Source organism: Siminovitchia fordii DSM 16014 = CIP 108821, from assembly GCF_000374565.1.
GTDB lineage: Bacteria > Bacillota > Bacilli > Bacillales > Bacillaceae_C > Siminovitchia > Siminovitchia fordii.
Map to the genome: position 1 here is coordinate 196,365 of NZ_KB894687.1, position 18,457 is coordinate 214,821.

The window sequence follows — 18,457 nt, forward strand, 5'->3', positions numbered from 1 at the left end:
ACAATCTTGATATACAGTTGAAATTAGGATGATTTCTGTTTTTGGAGGGGAAATATATGAAAAAGAGACTATGGCCGGTTGTGATTGGGATATTCGTTCTTGGATTGGCTGCCTGCGGGAAGGGCGGAAGTGAAGATTCGGATAATGATATTCCAGAACCGATTGATGTCGTACTAGAGGTGCAAGAGACCGCAGAAATTGGGGAAACTGTCCCTTTTAAAGCAACAGTAACACAAGGTGATGAAAAAGTAGCCGATGCCGACGAAGTAGAGTTTGAAATATGGGAAGAAGGAAAAAAAGAAGATAGTGAAATGATTGAGTCGAAAAACAATAAAGACGGTACTTATGAAGCTGAGAAATCTTTTGACGCTGATGGCGTGTACACTGTGCAGGTACATGTGACAGCAAGAGGTTTGCACACAATGCCTAAAAAATCAATCACTGTCGGGGAAGGGGCCTCCGCTGAAGGAGAGGATGGCCATCATCATGGAGAAGATGGAGAAGAAGGCCACCAACATAGCGAAGGTTTCAGTATGCACTTCATGAAGCCTGAGAATCCAGCAGCAGGTAAACAAACGGAATTGATAGTTCATCTTCAAAACGAAGATCATCCGATGGAGAATGCTCGTGTCCGGTTTGAAATTTGGAATGAAGGTTCCGATAAACATGAATTTGTCGATGCAAAGGAATCCGAACAAGGCGAATATGCCGCTCATTACAATTTTAAGAAGGCAGGGGCATACAAAATTCAAATCCATGTAGAAGATGATCAAGGATTACATGAGCATGAAGAACATGAAATAGAGGTAAAATAATCGAAAAAGGAACGTCCACACGAATGAAGTGGACGTTCCTTTTTGTGATGCATAGTAAACGCACTTTACTAACAAATTATTTATACTTGCATACACAAACAAACGTTCAGTGGTAGTGATATTAAAAGCTTGTTAAAACGTACAAAAAAGTCTAGACAGAGACCGAATTAATCTACATAAACAAAAACATCAGTTTCACAGCGGGATTCGGCTGTCAAAGCCTACTGCTATCACAAAAGACCATTCCGTAAATTTAACCTAGCCATCATATTTATCAATCGGACCAATAAGACGAAGGAGAGGGCTTGATTTGAAAATAAATAAGTTAACGTCGGACCATTTAATTGAGTCAAGTTTTGGTCTACCAACGATTTCTATAAATTAGCCACCCTGATCTAAGTACAATTCCTAAACAAAGTACATAGGATAATTTTATAAATCTGTGAAGGGAGCGAGAAAAATGTACTATGGTTCTTATATGTATCCATATCATTATTATATTAATGTACCAAATTATGATTATGTGAGGCAGTCTATTTACTGGACTACTCCTAATGAGATAGGACATGCTAAACGGTCGGGTAATTTACAATCATCAACGGGAAGAGATAAAATTGAGTTACAAGATTATGGACCCGAACCGTTTGCAGTTAATATCACTGAAGCTTCTAAGCAAAACAATACGTACCGTACCGCTCTATGGACGGGAAATCATTTGCAAGTTACATTGATGAGTCTCAATGTTGGTGAAGATATCGGTTTGGAAATTCACCCTAACGTTGATCAATTCTTACGAATTGAACAAGGACAAGGAATTGTAAAAATGGGCAAGAGTAAAGATAATTTAAACTATGAAAGAAAAGTCTATGAGGACTATGCTATTATGATACCTGCCGGAACATATCACAATGTAACCAATACAGGTAATATCCCGCTAAAACTTTACTCGATATATGCACCTCCACAACATCTACATGGAACTGTACATGTAACAAAAGCCGATGCCATGGCTGTTGAATAAAGCTACTGTGAATATAAAAACGTGCAATCAGAATAAGTTAGACTATTTATCGGATACTAGTCTCAAATCACTCATTCCCCAGTTGAGATTGCACAAAAGCCAGCCTCTTTTGAGAGGAGTTTTTAGAAAAAAAGCCCCTAGAGGTGCTGCACCCTAAAAGTTTAAAGTAAAAAATCTAACATTTGGGGTTCAGCACCAGAAGGGGATTTAATTCAAATTCAATGCCATTTTCATAATAACAAAAGATTAAAATTTTACTCTTGTTGAATTTTTACTTAACACTTTTAACCCCTTAATAATAAAGGGTTCGTTAATAAAAATATTAAAGCGGAGAAGGTGGGATTCGAACCCACGCGGCGGTTGCCCGCCCTAATGCATTTCGAGTGCATCCCCTTCAGCCGGACTTGGGTACTTCTCCAAATGTAGGAAACGATTCTTGTAACATAGATCGTCTGTTTAAATGCTGGTGACAGGACTTGAACCTGCGACCCCGTCATTACGAGTGACGTGCACTACCAACTGTGCTACACCAGCATGTAAAAAAGTATAGAAAAATACTAATATATATGGATTGTTTTTTCAAGAATTTTTTCTTGGATAGTGCTCCATTCTTTACTAAAAAATAAACGACCCAAGTGATCATAACTTGAGTCGCACACGATTGTTTATTATTTACAAACTTGGAGTTTCTCCACACGTAGCCCATTTCGATCGGCTTCCATCAATTCAACGGAATAATCGGGCAGTACTGCTTGCATCCCCTTTACCATAGATTCTCCGGTTCCTTTTGGAACAAAAGAAATCATTGTCGGTCCTGCACCGCTTATTACTGTACCGTATGCTCCCATTTCCTTGGCAGCCTGACGAATTTCATCGTAGTTTGGAATCAATGATGCACGATAAGGTTCATGGAAAAGATCGGCTTCCATCATTCTGCCGGCTAGCTCATAATTGCCGGAAAGAATTCCTGCAATCATGACATTCCCAATTCCGCTTGCGGTTGTTGCATCCGTACGGCTAAATGTTTCAGGAAGAACTTTCCTGGCAGTTTCTGTCTTCAATTCGAAATGAGGAATATACAGTACAAGATCCATGTTCAGTTTGTCTATTTGAAAATACTCGACTTTGTCGGTTTGCTTTGTTTCGGCAGTCACAATCAATCCGCCAAGAAGCGCCGGAGCAACATTATCGGGATGGCCTTCAAATTTAGTGGCCCATTCCAATTTTTCCTCCGGAGTTAATTCCAGCTGGCAAAGCTGGTTGGCGAGTTCAATCCCGGCCACGACTGCAGAGGCGCTGCTGCCCATGCCTCGGGCTAAAGGGATTTCACTCTCAACGACCACTTTACAAGGAGGAAGGATGGCTTCAAATTCCGAAGCCATCCTTTCCGCCATTTGGTAAATAAAATGATCTTGGGCTGCTTCTGCAGTAGGTAGATGCTTTGAGCAATGCTCAAATACCCATTTGTCACTGTTTTGAACGTGCAATGTCAAATAACGGTTCAGTGCCATTCCAACAGAGTCGAATCCCGGGCCAATATTTGCGGTGCTTGCCGGAACAGAAATAGTGAAGCCGTTCATTCATTAACCACGCCTTTAATATAATCTATGATGACATTTTCATCATTTGGAAGTACGACCGGGTTGTACTCGATTTGGGAAATGGCAGTTTGCGGGTCTTTCAGTCCGTTTCCTGTCAATACTGCAACCACCTTGCTTCCTTTTTTGATGCTGCCGTTTTTCACCTGCTGCAAAACTCCGGCGATAGAAGCACATGATCCTGGTTCGGCAAACACGCCTTCTTTACGGGCAATCAGTTGAAATGCTTCCAAGATTTCCTCATCAGTCACAGCTTCGATTTTCCCTTCGGATTCATCCCTTGCCGCAACTGCGAGGTTCCAGCTTGCAGGATTTCCGATCCGGATGGCAGTTGCCACTGTTTCAGGCTGGGCGATTGGTTCACCTTTTACAATCGCGGCTGCACCTTCTGCTTCAAAACCGTACATTTTAGGAAGTCCTGTCTGTTTCTCTTCGTTATATTCCTTGAACCCTTTCCAGTAGGCGCTGATGTTCCCGGCATTTCCAACAGGGATTGCCAAAACGTCCGGAGCAGCGCCAAGTTGGTCGCAAATTTCGAACGCAGCTGTTTTCTGTCCTTCAATCCGGTAAGGATTAACAGAGTTTACGAGTGTGACAGGTGCTGTTTCACTAATTTTACGGACCATTGACAAAGCTTCATCAAAATTGCCTTCTATTTCAACGATTTCCGCTCCATACATGATTGCCTGTGCCAATTTTCCAAGTGCGACTTTTCCGTTCGGAATAACGATGATCGCCCTGATTCCGGCTTTGGCAGCATAGGCTGCTGCAGCAGCAGAAGTATTTCCGGTTGAAGCGCAAATGATTGATTTGCTTCCATCCTCAACAGCTTTTGCCACTGCCATGACCATTCCACGGTCTTTAAATGACCCCGTAGGATTGGCACCTTCCACTTTTGCGTACAATTCAATTCCCAATTCTTCTGATAAATGGGCCAGATGTACTAAAGGTGTGTTACCTTCCTGAAGTGTTAATCTTGGTGTTTTTTCTGTCACAGGCAAATAAGATTGATAATGCGAGATCAGGCCCGGCCAATTCATTTTTCTCCATTCCCCTCTACACGATAGTAACTGATTACGTCTTTTACAACAGACAAATCCCTAAGCTTCATTAAGGCCTCTTGGAAATTTTCCAGAGAAACTGTATGAGTAACAATGATGATTTCCGCCAATTCCCCTTTATTTAACGGTGTTTGTAAGATTTTCTCAAAGCTGATACCCAACTCGTTGAATAAAGTTGTGATTTGTGAAAATGCTCCAACTTCGTCTGCCAAATGAAGCCTGAAATAGAATTGTCCATAACGCTCCTTAGGTGATTTTAACACACTTTCATACCTTGGGGCTACAGCGCTTTTTCCATTCACGCCTAGCAGCAAGTTTTTAATGACTGCAACCACGTCGGCCATAACTGCAGTAGCTGTGGGTAGACTTCCTGCTCCTGGTCCGTAGAACATTGTTTCACCGACGGCTTCTCCCTGTACATAAATAGCATTATATTCGTTTTTAACAGAGGATAGCGGGTGGCTTTTGGATAAAAATGTCGGCTGGACACTCACTTCAACTTTATGGTCATCCACTTGGGCGAACCCGATCAGTTTCATGGAATAACCAAGTTTTTGCCCATAATGCAGGTCCTCAAGGGAGAGCTTGCTGATACCTTCCACTTCGACATCGTCGAGCTCTACGCTTGTGGAGAAAGCGAGCCTTGCAAGGATGGCCATTTTTCTGGCAGCATCCAGCCCTTCGACATCCGCTGTCGGATCCGCTTCGGCAAACCCGAGTTCTTGCGCTTTTTTTAAGGCAGTTTCATAGGACTGACCTTCTTCCTCCATTTTTGTTAAAATATAATTTGTAGTACCATTGACGATACCCATCACTTTTTTCAAACGATCGGAAACCAAACCTTCTGTCAATCCGCGTAAAATAGGGATACCGCCGCCGACACTTGCTTCGTAAAACAGGTCAACGCCGTTTTCCACTGCCGCTTTTTGCAATTCAGGTCCATAAAGTGCGATCAGATCCTTATTAGCCGTAACGACATTTTTTTTAGCTTGTATTGCTTTTGTGATATGTTCTCTAGCTTCTTCAATTCCGCCCATAACTTCAACGACAAGATCGATTTCAGGGTCTTGCAGCACATCATCCGGGTTGGAGGTGAGGAATGTCTGGCCAATTTGGATGTCTCTTTCTTTTTCTGTGTTCCGTACAAGAATGCTTTTTACTTTGACACCGCAGCCGAGTTGATGAACCAACTCATCCTGATGATTTTTAACTAACTGAACGACTCCGGAGCCAACAGTTCCCAAACCTAATAATCCAATAGATACATAGTCTTTCTTCATTAAAAATTCCTCACCTTTCTGTCTGTCTATAAAGTACATTTGTTTTTATATAGTAGACATTTCAGCTTTAAAAGTCAAGGTGTTTTTCAAAGGCTTTTTGCTTCTTTGAGCAGAATGTGACTTGCTGAAAAGAGGGATTCAAATCTTTTTCTCGAAATAATGATGTAGATGGTAAACATAGGGAGGAATCCGATGATGCTGGAACCAATGAACAGCTCACCTGTCATTAAGAAAAGACCGGGTACATGGAATAAAAAGAAAATCGTATGGATGACCGGTATCATAATTATTTTACTGGCCGTTTCCGTCTGTATCGGAATTTCCGTATATGTCGGGACAAATTTGACAAAGCCTGCAAAAAAAGCAATTGAGGTACTTCCAAGCGATTACGAAATGAAATATAAGGATATTGAATTTATGAGTAAGGATGAACAGACAAAACTTTCCGGCTGGGTTTTGGAGCCGGAGGTTCCTGTAAAAATGAATCTGGTATTCGCCCATGGCTACAAAGGGAACCGATATGAAGAGAATATCCCGTTTTTACCGCTTGCCAGCAACCTGCTTGCTGACGGCTATCGTGTCATCATGTTCGATTTCCGTTATGCTGGGGAATCGGAAGGTGAAATGACAACGGTCGGGGTAAAAGAAAAGCTTGATTTGCTTGGTGCCATTGACTGGACAACGGCACATTATCAAGAGCCCGTCGGATTATTGGGTATTTCCATGGGGGCTTCAACCTCGATTTTGGCCGCTGCCGAATCGGAAGATGTTGTCGCTGTAGTTGCCGACAGTCCTTTCAGTGATTTGCACGACTATTTGAAGGTGAACATGCCGGTGTGGACAGATTTGCCGAATTTTCCGTTCACTCCTCTTATATTATCGATCATACCAATGATGGCTGACATTGACCTCGAAGAAGCAAGTCCTATCAGCGTGGTTGATAAGGTTTCACCTAGGCCTGTTCTATTTATCCATAATAAAGGAGACGGATCTATTCCTTATACTGAAAGTGAAATGATGGCGAAAAAGGATCCGGAGAATTTTGCTTTATGGCTGACTGAAGGGGAGGGCCATGTCAAATCCTTTGAACAAAATTCCGAGGAATATGTTGAAAAGGTCAAAGGGTTCTTTGACGGGGCATTGGCAGAAATGAAAAAATAAAGAAATGAGTGAAATTTATTGGAAGGACAGGCGAGGGAGTTAAGGAGAATCCGGATTACATTGATTTTTTTGGTGATTGTGACTCTTATTAAAGGGGGGAACTCGGATGTCAGTACGGATTACCCCGAATTCGATTTTGAAGGTGAACCCCAACCAAACATTATCCAATTAGGTGATGGGCGTTTCGGAGTCTTAAACTTTGATTATCTGGAAATATATGAATATGATTCTGATCATAATAAAGTAAAAAAAGTAAAAGAAATTTCACTTGATGAACTAAATGAATGATTGTAGAACGGGTGTTGTACAATGAATGAAAACATAACGATGGAACCTTTAAACAATGATTTTTTCCAACAATCGACGCTTGATTTGTCCCGGTCGCTCTTAGGATGTCTTCTTGTCAAAGAGACGGAGGAGGGGCTCACCGCAGGCTATATAGTGGAAACGGAAGCATACATAGGGCCAAATGACCGTGCTGCACACAGCTTCGGAAACAGGAGAACCAAGCGGACGGAAATCATGTTTGGGGAAGCAGGTCTCGTATACACATACACGATGCATACTCATTGCCTGATCAATGTAGTCAGCGCAGGGGTTGATGAACCTGAAGCTGTATTGATTCGGGCTTTGGAACCCGTTAAAGGGATCGACTTGATGAAGCGGAGGCGCCCCGTCGATCAAATAAAGAATCTAACGAATGGTCCGGGAAAACTGACAAAGGCCATGGGGATTACAATGGAGGATTATGGTCGAAAATTTTTTGAGCGACCGCTGTTCATAAGCAAAGGGTATTCTCCGGATGAGATTGAACAGGGTACAAGAATCGGGATTCAGAATACAGGTGAAGCGCGTTTTTATCCGTGGCGTTTCTGGGTTAAGGGAAATCAATATGTATCAAAGTAAAAGAACCTTCAATTCTGGAGGTTCTTTTTCTATGAAAAAAAAACGCTTGAATTAGAAGTGACAGCTTATCTATAGGAGGCCTAAAACGCGGCTATCCGAAATCGATATCAGGTTTAGAAACCCGAATCTGTGGTGTGGTCCCAAAATCGGTAACTAATGCGCTGGAAAGGTGCCCGAATTCGGTGTGTAGTCCTGCAATCGGTAACTAATAGGCAGGAAAGATGCCCGAATCCGTTGTTTCGCCCCGGAATCGGTAACAAATAGGCTAGAAAGGTGCCCGAATTCGGTGTGTAGTCCTGCAATCGGTAACAAATGAGTTGGAAAGATGCCCAAATCCGTGGTGTCGTCCCGAAATCGGTAATTAATGGGCAGGAAAGGAGCCCGAATCCGCGTTGATGTCTCGCAATCGGTAACTAATGCGCTGGAAAGGAGCCCGAATCCACGGTGTCGTCCCGAAATCGGTAACTAATAGGCAGGAAAGATGCCCGAATTCGGTGTGTAGTCCTGCAATCGGTAACTAATAGGCAAGAAAGATGCCCGAATCCGTTGTTTCGTCCCGGAATCGGTAATTAATAGGCAGGAAAGGTGCCCGACCCCGCGTTGATGTCCGAAATCGGTAATTAATAGGCAGGAAAGGTGCCCGACCCCGCGTTGATGTCCGAAATCGGTAACTAATATGCTAGTTAGAACCCGACCTCCGACCCCCGAACCCAGTATCTAATCCCCTGACAGATGCCCGAAAGCCGTTGCACCACCACTGAGAACGCCCACGTTTGATGACACAGCTGGTTACAAAAGTAATCCTTCCACACAGATTATTTTTCCAAAGTAAGTTTGACATGTATGTTTGTATTAGTGTACTATCTAATTAATACACTAATACATGTTAACGGAGGTCTGAGTTATGAGTGCGTTTATAGGATTATTGAAAAAGGATTTAAGCTTGATGAAGTTTTGGTACGTGGTTTGGCTTACTTTTCTTTTTCTTGGAATGATTGGAGTTTATGCGCTCTCTGTGTATACATCCGAACCGAGCATTACAGTTCCTTTTCTTGTGACGATGGCCGGCTTCCATGTGTTTTTGGCGCCGCTATCGGTTCTTACTGTTTTGAATATTGAAGGCAAGACACAGTTATGGCTTTATAACCCACAAGGGAGCATAAAGTTATTGCTATCGAAAATCAGTGCAGCAGCGCTTGTTCAGTTGCTAGCGCAATTCTTCATCTCTTTGTACGCCTTATTTGTAATGAAAGTGTTAATGAATGAAGGGGTGATAGATAGTTTTAACAATTTCCTTCCATGGAAACAAGGATTTTTAATGCAATTGGGTATTTTTGGAGTATCCATGTATATCTCCATTTGGGTCATTTTTCTTTGGGCAGTTTACCATTCACTAGGAAAATATCCGGCCATAAAAAATTTCCGTTGGCTTGTGGTCATACTTGTCTGGGTTTCGTATAATCTGCTGGAAGTTCTTCTTGCTAAAACAAAGCTTATTCAAAATATGGTCTTCTCATTTGGTGTAAACATTAATATCGCGCCAAAAATGGATTATGGAACAAACAATAGCTGGAACATTATTTATACCGACGCAAACATTCCTATTATGACAATCCTTCTGTACATCCTTTTATCTGTCATATTTTTCTTTCTCTCCAGCTGGCTTCTTGACAGGAAAGTCGAGGTGTAATCATGGCAAAAGATTTTGAAGCATCCAAACCAATTTATATACAAATCACTGAAAAGATTTTTCAAAGGATCATTCGCGGTGAAATAAAGCCTGGGGAAAAATTGCCTTCCGTAAGGGAAATGGCTGTGCAGTCGGGCGTCAACCCAAATACAATTCAAAGGTCATATGCCGAAATGGAAAGGATGGGAATTGTGGAGACAAAGCGTGGGCAGGGAACATTTGTAATAGAAAGAGGGACTGTTGTGGATGAATTAAAGGAATCCATGCAGACGGAAGTGATCAGTCAGTTTGTAAGAAATATGGAAGAGTTGGGATTTTCTAAGCAGCAAATGTTGAACGGATTAAAAAGTTACTTGGAAGAGGGTGGACAGAAGTGACAATTGAACTGAACAGCGTAACGAAAAAATACGGTGCAGAAAAAGCATTGAATAACGTTACGTTGAAATTTGAACCCGGTAAAATATACGGCTTGCTCGGTCCGAACGGAAGCGGAAAGTCCACCACTTTGAAATTAATAACAGGTCTGGTCTATCCGAATAGCGGGACTGTTTTAGTTTTACAGGAAAGAGCGACAAGAAGGATCAGTAAAAAAGTCGCTTATTTAACAGAACTGGATATGTTCTATGATTCTTTTACCACAGGAAAAATGATTGATTTCTATGACTCTCAGTTTCCAGACTTTGACAAGAATAAGGCCTTTCGGCTTCTCCAGGAAATGGAACTATCAGCGGACAAAAAAATCAAACAGCTTTCCAAAGGGAACAGGGGAAGATTGAAGCTAGTTCTTACTTTGGCAAGAGATGTCCCGGTAGTCCTGCTTGACGAACCTTTTTCCGGGTTGGATCCGATGGTAAGAGATTCGATTGTAAAAAGTCTGCTTACTTATATAAATTTTGAAAAACAGACTGTCATTATTGCCACTCACGAAATTGACGAGATAGAGCCGATCATGGATGAAGTCGTTGCCATTTACAACGGAGATATAGTTGGCAAAGAAAATGTGGAAAATCTACGGGAAGAACAGGGCTTATCTGTTTTAGAGTGGTTTAAATCCACAATGGAAAATAAAAGAGAGGAAGTGTAATGGGATGGCAGGAGTCGTTGAACTGGAAAATGTGACGAAAATGATTAAGGGAAGAAAGATTATCGATGACTTGACTTTCAATGTGAACGCCGGTGAGGTGTTTGGTTTTTTAGGGCCGAATGGTGCTGGCAAAACGACAACAATCAGAATGATTGTCGGTCTGATTGGAATCACATCGGGAGAAATTAAAATTTGCGGCAAAAGCGTCAGAAAAGATTACGAGGACGCTATCAGCCATGTAGGTGCAATCGTAGAAAATCCTGAGCTGTATAAATTTTTGACCGGATACCAAAATCTTCAGCAGGCTGCACGTGCTAACAAAGGCATCAACAAGGAAAAAATTGATGAGGTTATCAGGCTTGTCGGCTTGACTGAGAGAATCCACGATAAGGTCAGAACCTATTCTTTGGGGATGAGGCAAAGATTAGGTATTGCTCAAAGTCTTCTCCATGACCCGAAAATCCTCATTTTGGATGAACCAACCAATGGTCTTGATCCTGCTGGAATAAGGGAGATCAGGGACTATTTAAGAAAGTTGGCTGAAAGGAAGAATCTTGCAATTATCGTATCCAGTCATTTGCTTTCCGAAATGGAAATGATGTGTGACCGGATTGCCATCATTCAAAAGGGAAAGCTGATTAATGTCCAAAATGTTCAAAGCGATGAGACAGAATCGGATAAAAAAACGTATTTCTGTGATGTGGATAATCGGAATAAGGCAATAAAAGTATTGTCCAGAAACGGCATCCAGGCGGTAAAGCATGAGAATGGCATTCAAATCTTTCTGGAAACGAGTGAGGTTCCGGATGTATTGCGTCTGCTATTGAAGCATGATCTGCTTGTTTTTGAAATTCGCCCACTCAAGAAATCTCTTGAGGAGAAGTTTTTGGAAATAACCAATACTTCGGAGGTGGCAGCACATGTTTAATTTGGTAAGAAATGAATGGGAGAAGATTTTTAGACAAAGAGGTACATTTATCATGATTGGTCTCCTCATTTTGATTTTGATTGCCAATGCTGGAATGACTAAGTATTTTGAAGGAAAAGAAAAACCGTCAGGAACGGACTGGAAGCAGGAATTGATGGCGGAAAACGAATCATTGCAGCAGGAATCAGAAGATATACAAATAATGACTCCGTCTATGAAGGAATTCATTCATAAACAGGTGGCTGTAAATGAATATCGGATTAAAAATAATATACCTCCAGCTTCTGGAAATACAGTTTGGACGTTCCTAAATGATTCGACGGCTCTGATTCCTTTTGCCGGATTGTTCGTGTTGATTATCGCAGCAGGAATTGTTGCCAACGAATTTTCATGGGGAACCATCAAAGTCTTGCTGGTAAAACCTTATAAACGGTGGAAAATACTGCTTTCAAAATATATAACAGTCAATTTTTTCCTGTTGCTCATGCTTGCAATATTGTTTGTTTTTTCTGGTATAGCTGGTGTTTTACTATTCGGAACAGGTGATGCAGCAGAGAATGTTCACTTGGTATATATAGACGGACAGGTCCAAGAGCGAAGTCTGCTTTTATTCTTACTCAAATCCTATGCTTTTAATTCTTTAAGTATCTTTTTGCTTGCAGCTATGGCTTTTATGATATCTGCGGTATTCAGAAGCAGTGCGCTGGCAATAGGTCTTTCAGTTTTTCTGCTTTTTACAGGCGGAACGGTAACGAATTTGTTGGCAAGTAAATTTGAATGGGCAAAATACAGCCTGTTCGCAAATACGAATTTGATGCAATATGTCGATGGGATGCCGTTGGTCGACAGCATGACGATGAAGTTTTCCGTGATAATTTTATTCATCTATTTTTCCATCTTTCACATTCTGGCATTTACGTGCTTTACAAGGCGTGATATTGCTTCGTAATCGTATAAAGTGTCCAAAATAAATTCTAGATCTATTACAAAATTTCAACGACAATTAATTTGATAGAATAATAAAATATTGGAAATCTTCCCCCTTTTTGTTATATTAGTGTTGTAACGAAAAAGCAAATGATTTGCAAATGGCATCATAGAATAGTAGTGGATAGGCAATTGTTTGCTGATCCGTTGCAAAATTTCGAAAAGGGGGAATAAACTTGAGGAAGAAGCGTTTTACATTATTCAGTTTTGTAACCGCATTCATTTTGCTTCTTGGCGGATGCTTCAGTGGCGAAACCGAGTCAAAGCCTGATTCTTCTGATGGAGAAAAATCCGGTGAAGAACAGTCCGATGGCAAAAAGGTTTTGAACCTGAACAACAATGAAGAGCCTGGTTCCTTGCATCCTGGTACAGCACAGGGAACACATGATTCGTGGGTCTTGGAGCATGCCTTTGAAGGGTTGACGAAGAAAACTCCCGAAGGAGAAATTGTTCCCGGAATGGCTAAGGATTGGGAGGTCAGTGATGATGGCATCACGTGGACATTCAATCTGAGAGAAGATGTGAAATGGTCCAACGATGACCCTGTAACTGCTCATGACTTTGAATATGCATGGAAGTATGCACTCAATCCTGATACCGCTGCCGAATATGCCTATCAATTATATTACCTTGAAGGCGGAGAAGAGTACAACAGCTCCGAGAACAAGGATGAGTATGCTGAGCTGGAAGAGAAAGTGGGGGTAAAGGCGTTAGACGACCATACTCTTGAAGTGAAGCTTGCAGAGGCGACACCTTACTTCCTTGATTTGACATCTTTTTATACTTATTATCCTGTGAATAAAAAGGTACAGGAAGAAAACCCTGAATGGGCACTGGAAGCAGACACCTATGTATCCAACGGTGCGTTCAAGCTGACTGAATGGAAACATAAAGAAAGCATGAAATTGGAGAAAAATGAAAACTATTACGACAAGGATAAGATCAATCTGGATGAAGTCAACTTTGTCATGATCGACAATGCTGATACTGCATGGCAAATGTATCAAGCTGATGAACTGGACCTTGTCTATCCATTGCCGCCGGATGTAACAGGTGAGCTGAGCAGCAAAGACGATCCAGAATTTGAACTTGCTCCGGATTTTACTGTTTATTATTATAATTTAAACAATGATGTAAAACCGTTTAACAATGTCAAGGTCAGAAAGGCGTTATCCATGGCTATTGACCGCAAGGCGATTGTTGAACACGTCCAACAAGGTGGACAGCAGCCTGCGTATGGTATCATTCCTCCCGGGATACCTGATGTTGAAGGAGATTTCCAGGAAAACTCCGGAGAATTGTTTAAGGAAGATGTGGAAGAAGCGAAAAAGCTTTTAAAAGAAGGACTTGCAGAAGAAGGCATGGATGAAATGCCTGAATTCAAACTGACATACAATACGGATGAAGGACATAAGAAAAACGCTGAAGCTGTCCAGGAAATGTGGCGCAAAAACTTGGGTATTAATGTCACATTGGAAAATGTCGAATTCCAAGTCAAGCTTGACCGAGAAAAAGCAGGGGACTATGAAATTTCCCGTGGAGGTTGGCAAGGAGACTATGTGGATCCAATGACATTCGTGGATCTGTGGGTAACAGGAGGCTCCTTCAACGATGCCAACTGGAGCAACGAAGAGTACGACAAAAATGTAAAAATTGCAAAAACTTCCATGGATCCAAAAGAGCGTATGGAAGCCATGCATAAAGCGGAAGAAATTTTAATGGATGAAATGCCTATTATACCGGTATATTTCTACACGATGCCTTTTACTGTCAAACCGCATGTAAAAGGGGTCTTTACACCGATCAACCGTTACCCTCAGTTTATTTATGCTGATATTGAAAAATAAACATGCATTGCAAAACTCGAGGTATGCCATTCTTGGCATACCTGGTTTTGGTCCAATTTTAGGGAAAAGACGGTTTTTGTTTCTTAGCTGCTGAATCATGCAAGAAATAAGCACTATGAAAGAGGTGTTAAAGATGTGGAAATATACACTAAATCGATTATTTTGGGCAATTGTCACAGTGTGGGTCATCATTACACTCACCTTTATCATTATGAAAATTATTCCGGGGAATCCATTTGCCAAAGAAGGACCGATGCCCCCGGCTGTATATAATAACTTGCAGCGCCATTACAATCTGGACAAGCCGGAAATTGTCCAATATGGTAACTATTTAAAATCTGTTCTCCAACTTGATTTTGGTCCATCGATGAAATCAAAGTCTATTACAGTCAATGATTATATTAAAAAGGGCTTTCCCGTCTCTCTACATCTGGGACTCCAGGCATTGTTGATAGCGGTTACGTTCGGATTGATCCTTGGAGTCATCGCCGCACTGAACAGGAATCGTTGGCCTGACTACACTTCAATGGTACTTGCCATCATAGGCTTGTCGGTTCCGAATTTTGTCTTGGCAACGTTTTTAATCCACTATGTTGCAGTGCAGTGGGAATTGTTGCCGGTAGCTACATGGAAGTCATGGGCGCATACAATACTCCCTTCGATCGCACTTGCTATGATGCCCATGGCTTTTATAGCCAGGCTCATGAGATCCAGCATGCTGGAAGTGATGAATCAGGATTATATTTTAACAGCCAAGGCAAAAGGTTTGTCGGGCAGTGTGATTATCATTAAACATGCGATAAGGAATGCCATCCTGCCTGTTGTGACCGTTCTAGGGATTCTAACTGCCAACCTAGTAACTGGAAGTTTTATCGTTGAGTATATTTTCGGGATTCCAGGCATGGGAGAAATGTTTGTAAAAAGTATCTTCAACCGTGATTACCCGGTCATATTAGGTTCTACCATCTTTTACAGCATCATTCTGATTGGATTGGTCTTTATTGTAGATATCGCCTATACATGGATTGACCCCAGAATCAAGATTGCAAGGGAGAGCAGCTGATGAGTAAGCAGGAACTGAAATTGACGGAAGAGATGTTTTTGCCCGCGGAAGACAATTATAAGGAAGCCGAGAAAATTGCCAGGCCTTCTGTTTCCTACTGGTCAGATGTATGGCAGAGACTGGTCGAAAACAAGCTTGCGATGCTCGGGTTGCTAGTGATTATTTTGTTGACCATCATGGCGATTATCGGTCCGCATTTGAACGGATTTACGTATTATGAACAGGATTTTACAAAAAAGAATGTGAGGCCTAACACTGAACATTGGTTCGGAACCGACTCAGCAGGAAGGGATCTGTTCACCCGGAGTTGGTATGGTGCAAGAATTTCACTGTTTATCGGGGTGATGGCGGCGCTGATCGACTTTATCATCGGTGTTGCGTACGGTGGTATTTCAGCCATTAAAGGCGGCCGCGTCGATAACGCCATGATGAGGATTGCCGAAATTCTTTATTCCATTCCATATTTGCTTGTCGTCATTTTAGTCATGATTGTCATGGAGCAAGGAATCTGGCCGATTATCATCGCTTTGTCGATCACAGGTTGGATTCAGATGGCCAGGCTGGTGAGAGGGCAGGTTTTACAGTTGAAGGAACAGGAATTCGTTCAGGCATCCAACGCAATAGGGGCGAAAATGGGCTGGATTTTACGAAAACATATGATACCAAATACGCTTGGTCCTATTCTTGTAAACATAACCCTTACCGTTCCGACGGCTATATTTGCAGAGGCGACCTTGAGCTTCCTTGGATTGGGAGTCCAGGCGCCGCAGGCAAGCTGGGGAACATTAGTCAGTGATTCGCTCGGAAGTATTCATGTAGGACATTTTTATCAGCTTTTCATACCAGCTATTTTAATCTCTTTGACGATGCTTGCCTTTAATGTATTCGGTGATGGGCTTCGGGATGCACTCGATCCTAAATTGCGAGAATAAGAGAGGTGGGGATCGATATGAAAAATATACTGGAAGTGAAAGACTTGCATGTTTCCTTTCACACTTACGCCGGGGAAGTGAAAGCTGTCCGCGGTGTCAATTTTAGCGTAGGACAGGGAGAGACAGTTGCCATTGTTGGAGAATCAGGATGCGGGAAAAGTGTGACGGCCAAATCGATTATGAGACTGTTGCCTTCGCCGCCGGTGCAATATAAGCAGGGATCGATAGAATTTCAGGGCAAGGACTTATTTGATGTTACCGAAAAAGAAATGCAGCGGATGCGCGGAAATCAAATCAGTATGATTTTCCAAGATCCCATGACTTCTCTGAATCCGACAAGCAAGATTGGAAGTCAAATTATGGAAGCTATTTTAAAGCATAATGACATCAGCAAAAAAGCGGCTATTGAAAAAGCCATTGATATGCTGAGCCTAGTAGGTATTCCTCAGCCGGATAAGCGGGTCCACCAATATCCCCATGAATTTTCCGGGGGGATGCGCCAAAGGGCCATGATTGCGATGGCGCTTGCATGCAATCCCCGTCTGTTGATCGCGGACGAACCGACAACAGCGCTTGATGTGACTATTCAGGCGCAAATATTGGAACTGATGAAAAAAATTCAAAAGGAAACGGGAACTTCCATTATTTTAATCACTCATGACTTGGGGGTTGTAGCGGAGGTTGCCGATCGCGTGGTCGTTATGTATGCCGGGCAGGTGGTTGAAACAGGGACAGTGAAGGAACTCTTTGCTAATCCGCAGCACCCATACACAATGGGATTATTGAATTCCATTCCACGATTGGACATGGATAAAAACCAGCCGTTGTCGCCAATTATAGGGACACCGCCTGATTTGATCGATCCGCCTGAAGGCTGCCCGTTTTATGCCAGATGCCAATATGCCATGCGTGTCTGCAAGAATAACGACCCTGATCTCGAGGAAGTGAGGACGAACCAATACGCTGCTTGTTGGCTTCATCATCCAATGGCCCAACAGAGAGCGAGTGTGTGACAAAGGAGGAAGCAGATGGCGCCGGAACTGAAAGAAAAACACTCTTTTGAACAGGGAAGCTCTTCTTCACCGTTGATTCAAGTGAAGAATTTGAAAAAATATTTTACAGTTGGAGATAAAAAATTAAAAGCGGTTGACGGTCTAAGCCTGGATATTTATCCGGGTGAAACCGTAGGGCTTGTAGGGGAAAGCGGATGCGGAAAATCAACCGCCGGCAGAACCATCATTAGACTTTATGAGCCGACATCCGGCGAGGTTTTATTTAACGGTGAAAATATCTATTCTAAAAATGAAAGGGAAATGTCAAAACTGCGAAGAGAAATCCAAATGATTTTTCAAGACCCTTATGCATCTTTGAATCCACGGATGACTGTCGAGGAAATCATTGGGGAACCGTTTGCGATTCACCATACAATGGGTGGAAAAAAGAAAAAAGAGCGCATCAAAGACCTATTGCGACTTGTTGGATTGAATGCCGACCATATTAGCCGTTTTCCACATGAATTCAGTGGTGGGCAGCGCCAGCGGATCGGGATAGCCCGTGCATTGGCCCTGGATCCGAAGTTCATCGTTTGTGACGAACCAATCTCCGCATTGGACGTCTCAATCCAGGCGCAGGTTGTAAATCTGCTAAAGGATTTACAAAGGAAAATGGGCTTGACCTATTTGTTTATTGCACATGACTTATCAATGGTCAAATATATATCAGACCGGATCCTTGTCATGTATCTTGGTAAAATGTTCGAACTGGCGGATAGTGAGGAATTGTATGATAATCCAATGCACCCATATACAAAAGCATTGTTATCATCGGTCCCGATACCCGATCCTGACTTGAGGCGTGAACGGATTATTTTAAAGGGGGATGTACCGAGCCCGATCGATCCCCCAAGCGGATGCGTTTTCAGGACGCGTTGCCCGGAAGCCATGGATGTTTGTGCAAATGTTTTACCCGAGTGGCAGGAAGTGAAGCCTGGCCACTATACCGCATGTCACCTATATCAATAATGCTTGTGGTGTTGGAGCGCGCCGAGCCCCCATCTTGGGGAGATGGCGCGCTCCACTTCATTG

At 42.3% G+C, this 18,457-nt stretch carries 18 protein-coding genes and 2 tRNA genes; 15 read left to right on the forward strand and 5 right to left on the reverse strand.

Annotated elements, in window-relative coordinates; all coding sequences use genetic code 11:
• The first annotated feature begins 56 nt into the window (after nt 1-56).
• Nucleotides 57-815 carry a FixH family protein gene (locus C509_RS0106715; RefSeq protein ID WP_018706150.1) on the forward strand — a complete coding sequence of 253 codons (759 nt, stop codon included), beginning with the start codon at nt 57-59 and terminating at the stop codon, nt 813-815.
• A gap of 460 nt (nt 816-1,275) precedes the next feature.
• On the forward strand, nt 1,276-1,836 hold the full coding sequence (locus C509_RS0106720) for a cupin domain-containing protein (protein WP_018706151.1): 561 nt from the start codon (nt 1,276-1,278) through the stop codon (nt 1,834-1,836).
• A gap of 328 nt (nt 1,837-2,164) precedes the next feature.
• Here C509_RS0106720 and C509_RS0106725 read toward each other — a convergent pair.
• The 5 genes from C509_RS0106725 to C509_RS0106745 all read right to left on the reverse strand — a co-directional run bounded on the left by C509_RS0106725 (nt 2,165) and on the right by C509_RS0106745 (nt 5,775).
• Nucleotides 2,165-2,254: transfer RNA gene (locus tag C509_RS0106725), tRNA-Ser, on the reverse strand.
• A gap of 43 nt (nt 2,255-2,297) precedes the next feature.
• Nucleotides 2,298-2,370 (reverse strand) — tRNA-Thr (locus C509_RS0106730).
• Between the two features lie 134 nt (nt 2,371-2,504).
• Nucleotides 2,505-3,416, reverse strand: coding sequence for a homoserine kinase (gene thrB, locus C509_RS0106735; RefSeq protein ID WP_018706152.1), 912 nt, complete (start codon nt 3,414-3,416; stop codon nt 2,505-2,507).
• Nucleotides 3,413-4,474 carry a threonine synthase gene (thrC, locus tag C509_RS0106740; RefSeq protein ID WP_018706153.1) on the reverse strand — a complete coding sequence of 354 codons (1,062 nt, stop codon included), beginning with the start codon at nt 4,472-4,474 and terminating at the stop codon, nt 3,413-3,415. The genes thrB and thrC overlap by 4 nt, the downstream gene beginning before the upstream one ends.
• Nucleotides 4,471-5,775, reverse strand: coding sequence for a homoserine dehydrogenase (locus C509_RS0106745; RefSeq protein ID WP_018706154.1), 1,305 nt, complete (start codon nt 5,773-5,775; stop codon nt 4,471-4,473). The genes thrC and C509_RS0106745 overlap by 4 nt, the downstream gene beginning before the upstream one ends.
• A 195-nt stretch (nt 5,776-5,970) precedes the next feature.
• On the opposite strand from C509_RS0106745, the gene C509_RS0106750 reads away from it, so the two are divergent.
• The 13 genes from C509_RS0106750 to C509_RS0106810 all read left to right on the forward strand — a co-directional run bounded on the left by C509_RS0106750 (nt 5,971) and on the right by C509_RS0106810 (nt 18,394).
• Nucleotides 5,971-6,936 carry an alpha/beta hydrolase gene (locus tag C509_RS0106750; RefSeq protein WP_245542443.1) on the forward strand — a complete coding sequence of 322 codons (966 nt, stop codon included), beginning with the start codon at nt 5,971-5,973 and terminating at the stop codon, nt 6,934-6,936.
• Between the two features lie 60 nt (nt 6,937-6,996).
• Nucleotides 6,997-7,224 carry a hypothetical protein gene (locus C509_RS23565; RefSeq protein ID WP_154654362.1) on the forward strand — a complete coding sequence of 76 codons (228 nt, stop codon included), beginning with the start codon at nt 6,997-6,999 and terminating at the stop codon, nt 7,222-7,224.
• Between the two features lie 21 nt (nt 7,225-7,245).
• The gene (locus C509_RS0106760) at nt 7,246-7,842 is read left to right on the forward strand and encodes a DNA-3-methyladenine glycosylase (RefSeq protein ID WP_018706157.1); all 597 of its coding nucleotides are present in this window, start codon (nt 7,246-7,248) and stop codon (nt 7,840-7,842) included.
• Between the two features lie 904 nt (nt 7,843-8,746).
• Complete coding sequence (locus C509_RS0106765; RefSeq protein ID WP_018706158.1) at nt 8,747-9,532, forward strand: hypothetical protein; 786 nt, start codon at nt 8,747-8,749, stop codon at nt 9,530-9,532.
• 2 nt (nt 9,533-9,534) lie between these two features.
• Nucleotides 9,535-9,909 carry a GntR family transcriptional regulator gene (locus C509_RS0106770; protein ID WP_018706159.1) on the forward strand — a complete coding sequence of 125 codons (375 nt, stop codon included), beginning with the start codon at nt 9,535-9,537 and terminating at the stop codon, nt 9,907-9,909.
• On the forward strand, nt 9,906-10,616 hold the full coding sequence (locus C509_RS0106775) for an ABC transporter ATP-binding protein (protein ID WP_018706160.1): 711 nt from the start codon (nt 9,906-9,908) through the stop codon (nt 10,614-10,616). Before C509_RS0106770 ends, C509_RS0106775 begins: the two co-directional genes overlap by 4 nt.
• 4 nt (nt 10,617-10,620) lie before the next feature.
• Complete coding sequence (locus C509_RS0106780; protein WP_018706161.1) at nt 10,621-11,544, forward strand: ABC transporter ATP-binding protein; 924 nt, start codon at nt 10,621-10,623, stop codon at nt 11,542-11,544.
• Nucleotides 11,537-12,493, forward strand: a complete 957-nt coding sequence (locus C509_RS0106785; RefSeq protein WP_018706162.1) for an ABC transporter permease — start codon at nt 11,537-11,539, stop codon at nt 12,491-12,493. Before C509_RS0106780 ends, C509_RS0106785 begins: the two co-directional genes overlap by 8 nt.
• 214 nt (nt 12,494-12,707) lie before the next feature.
• Nucleotides 12,708-14,378 carry a peptide ABC transporter substrate-binding protein gene (locus C509_RS0106790; protein ID WP_018706163.1) on the forward strand — a complete coding sequence of 557 codons (1,671 nt, stop codon included), beginning with the start codon at nt 12,708-12,710 and terminating at the stop codon, nt 14,376-14,378.
• 133 nt (nt 14,379-14,511) lie between these two features.
• On the forward strand, nt 14,512-15,441 hold the full coding sequence (locus C509_RS0106795; RefSeq protein ID WP_018706164.1) for an ABC transporter permease: 930 nt from the start codon (nt 14,512-14,514) through the stop codon (nt 15,439-15,441).
• Nucleotides 15,441-16,373, forward strand: coding sequence for an ABC transporter permease (locus tag C509_RS0106800; RefSeq protein WP_018706165.1), 933 nt, complete (start codon nt 15,441-15,443; stop codon nt 16,371-16,373). Before C509_RS0106795 ends, C509_RS0106800 begins: the two co-directional genes overlap by 1 nt.
• Nucleotides 16,374-16,390: 17 nt before the next feature.
• Nucleotides 16,391-17,386, forward strand: a complete 996-nt coding sequence (locus tag C509_RS0106805; RefSeq protein ID WP_018706166.1) for an ABC transporter ATP-binding protein — start codon at nt 16,391-16,393, stop codon at nt 17,384-17,386.
• Nucleotides 17,387-17,401: 15 nt separating this feature from the next.
• The gene (locus C509_RS0106810; RefSeq protein WP_018706167.1) at nt 17,402-18,394 is read left to right on the forward strand and encodes an ABC transporter ATP-binding protein; all 993 of its coding nucleotides are present in this window, start codon (nt 17,402-17,404) and stop codon (nt 18,392-18,394) included.
• Nucleotides 18,395-18,457 lie beyond the last annotated feature (63 nt).

Excerpts from the sequence above, each read along its gene's own strand:
- C509_RS0106795 (WP_018706164.1), top strand. The coding sequence starts at position 14,512 with ATGTGGAAATATACACTAAATCGATTATTTTGGGCAATTGTCACAGTG.
- C509_RS0106745 (WP_018706154.1), bottom strand. The coding sequence starts at position 5,775 with ATGAAGAAAGACTATGTATCTATTGGATTATTAGGTTTGGGAACTGTT.
- C509_RS0106785 (WP_018706162.1), top strand. The coding sequence starts at position 11,537 with ATGTTTAATTTGGTAAGAAATGAATGGGAGAAGATTTTTAGACAAAGA.
- thrB (WP_018706152.1), bottom strand. The coding sequence starts at position 3,416 with ATGAACGGCTTCACTATTTCTGTTCCGGCAAGCACCGCAAATATTGGC.
- C509_RS0106715 (WP_018706150.1), top strand. The coding sequence starts at position 57 with ATGAAAAAGAGACTATGGCCGGTTGTGATTGGGATATTCGTTCTTGGA.
- C509_RS0106760 (WP_018706157.1), top strand. The coding sequence starts at position 7,246 with ATGAATGAAAACATAACGATGGAACCTTTAAACAATGATTTTTTCCAA.
- C509_RS0106720 (WP_018706151.1), top strand. The coding sequence starts at position 1,276 with ATGTACTATGGTTCTTATATGTATCCATATCATTATTATATTAATGTA.
- C509_RS0106805 (WP_018706166.1), top strand. The coding sequence starts at position 16,391 with ATGAAAAATATACTGGAAGTGAAAGACTTGCATGTTTCCTTTCACACT.
- thrC (WP_018706153.1), bottom strand. The coding sequence starts at position 4,474 with ATGAATTGGCCGGGCCTGATCTCGCATTATCAATCTTATTTGCCTGTG.
- C509_RS0106800 (WP_018706165.1), top strand. The coding sequence starts at position 15,441 with ATGAGTAAGCAGGAACTGAAATTGACGGAAGAGATGTTTTTGCCCGCG.
- C509_RS0106750 (WP_245542443.1), top strand. The coding sequence starts at position 5,971 with ATGCTGGAACCAATGAACAGCTCACCTGTCATTAAGAAAAGACCGGGT.
- C509_RS0106780 (WP_018706161.1), top strand. The coding sequence starts at position 10,621 with ATGGCAGGAGTCGTTGAACTGGAAAATGTGACGAAAATGATTAAGGGA.
- C509_RS0106810 (WP_018706167.1), top strand. The coding sequence starts at position 17,402 with ATGGCGCCGGAACTGAAAGAAAAACACTCTTTTGAACAGGGAAGCTCT.
- C509_RS0106765 (WP_018706158.1), top strand. The coding sequence starts at position 8,747 with ATGAGTGCGTTTATAGGATTATTGAAAAAGGATTTAAGCTTGATGAAG.
- C509_RS0106770 (WP_018706159.1), top strand. The coding sequence starts at position 9,535 with ATGGCAAAAGATTTTGAAGCATCCAAACCAATTTATATACAAATCACT.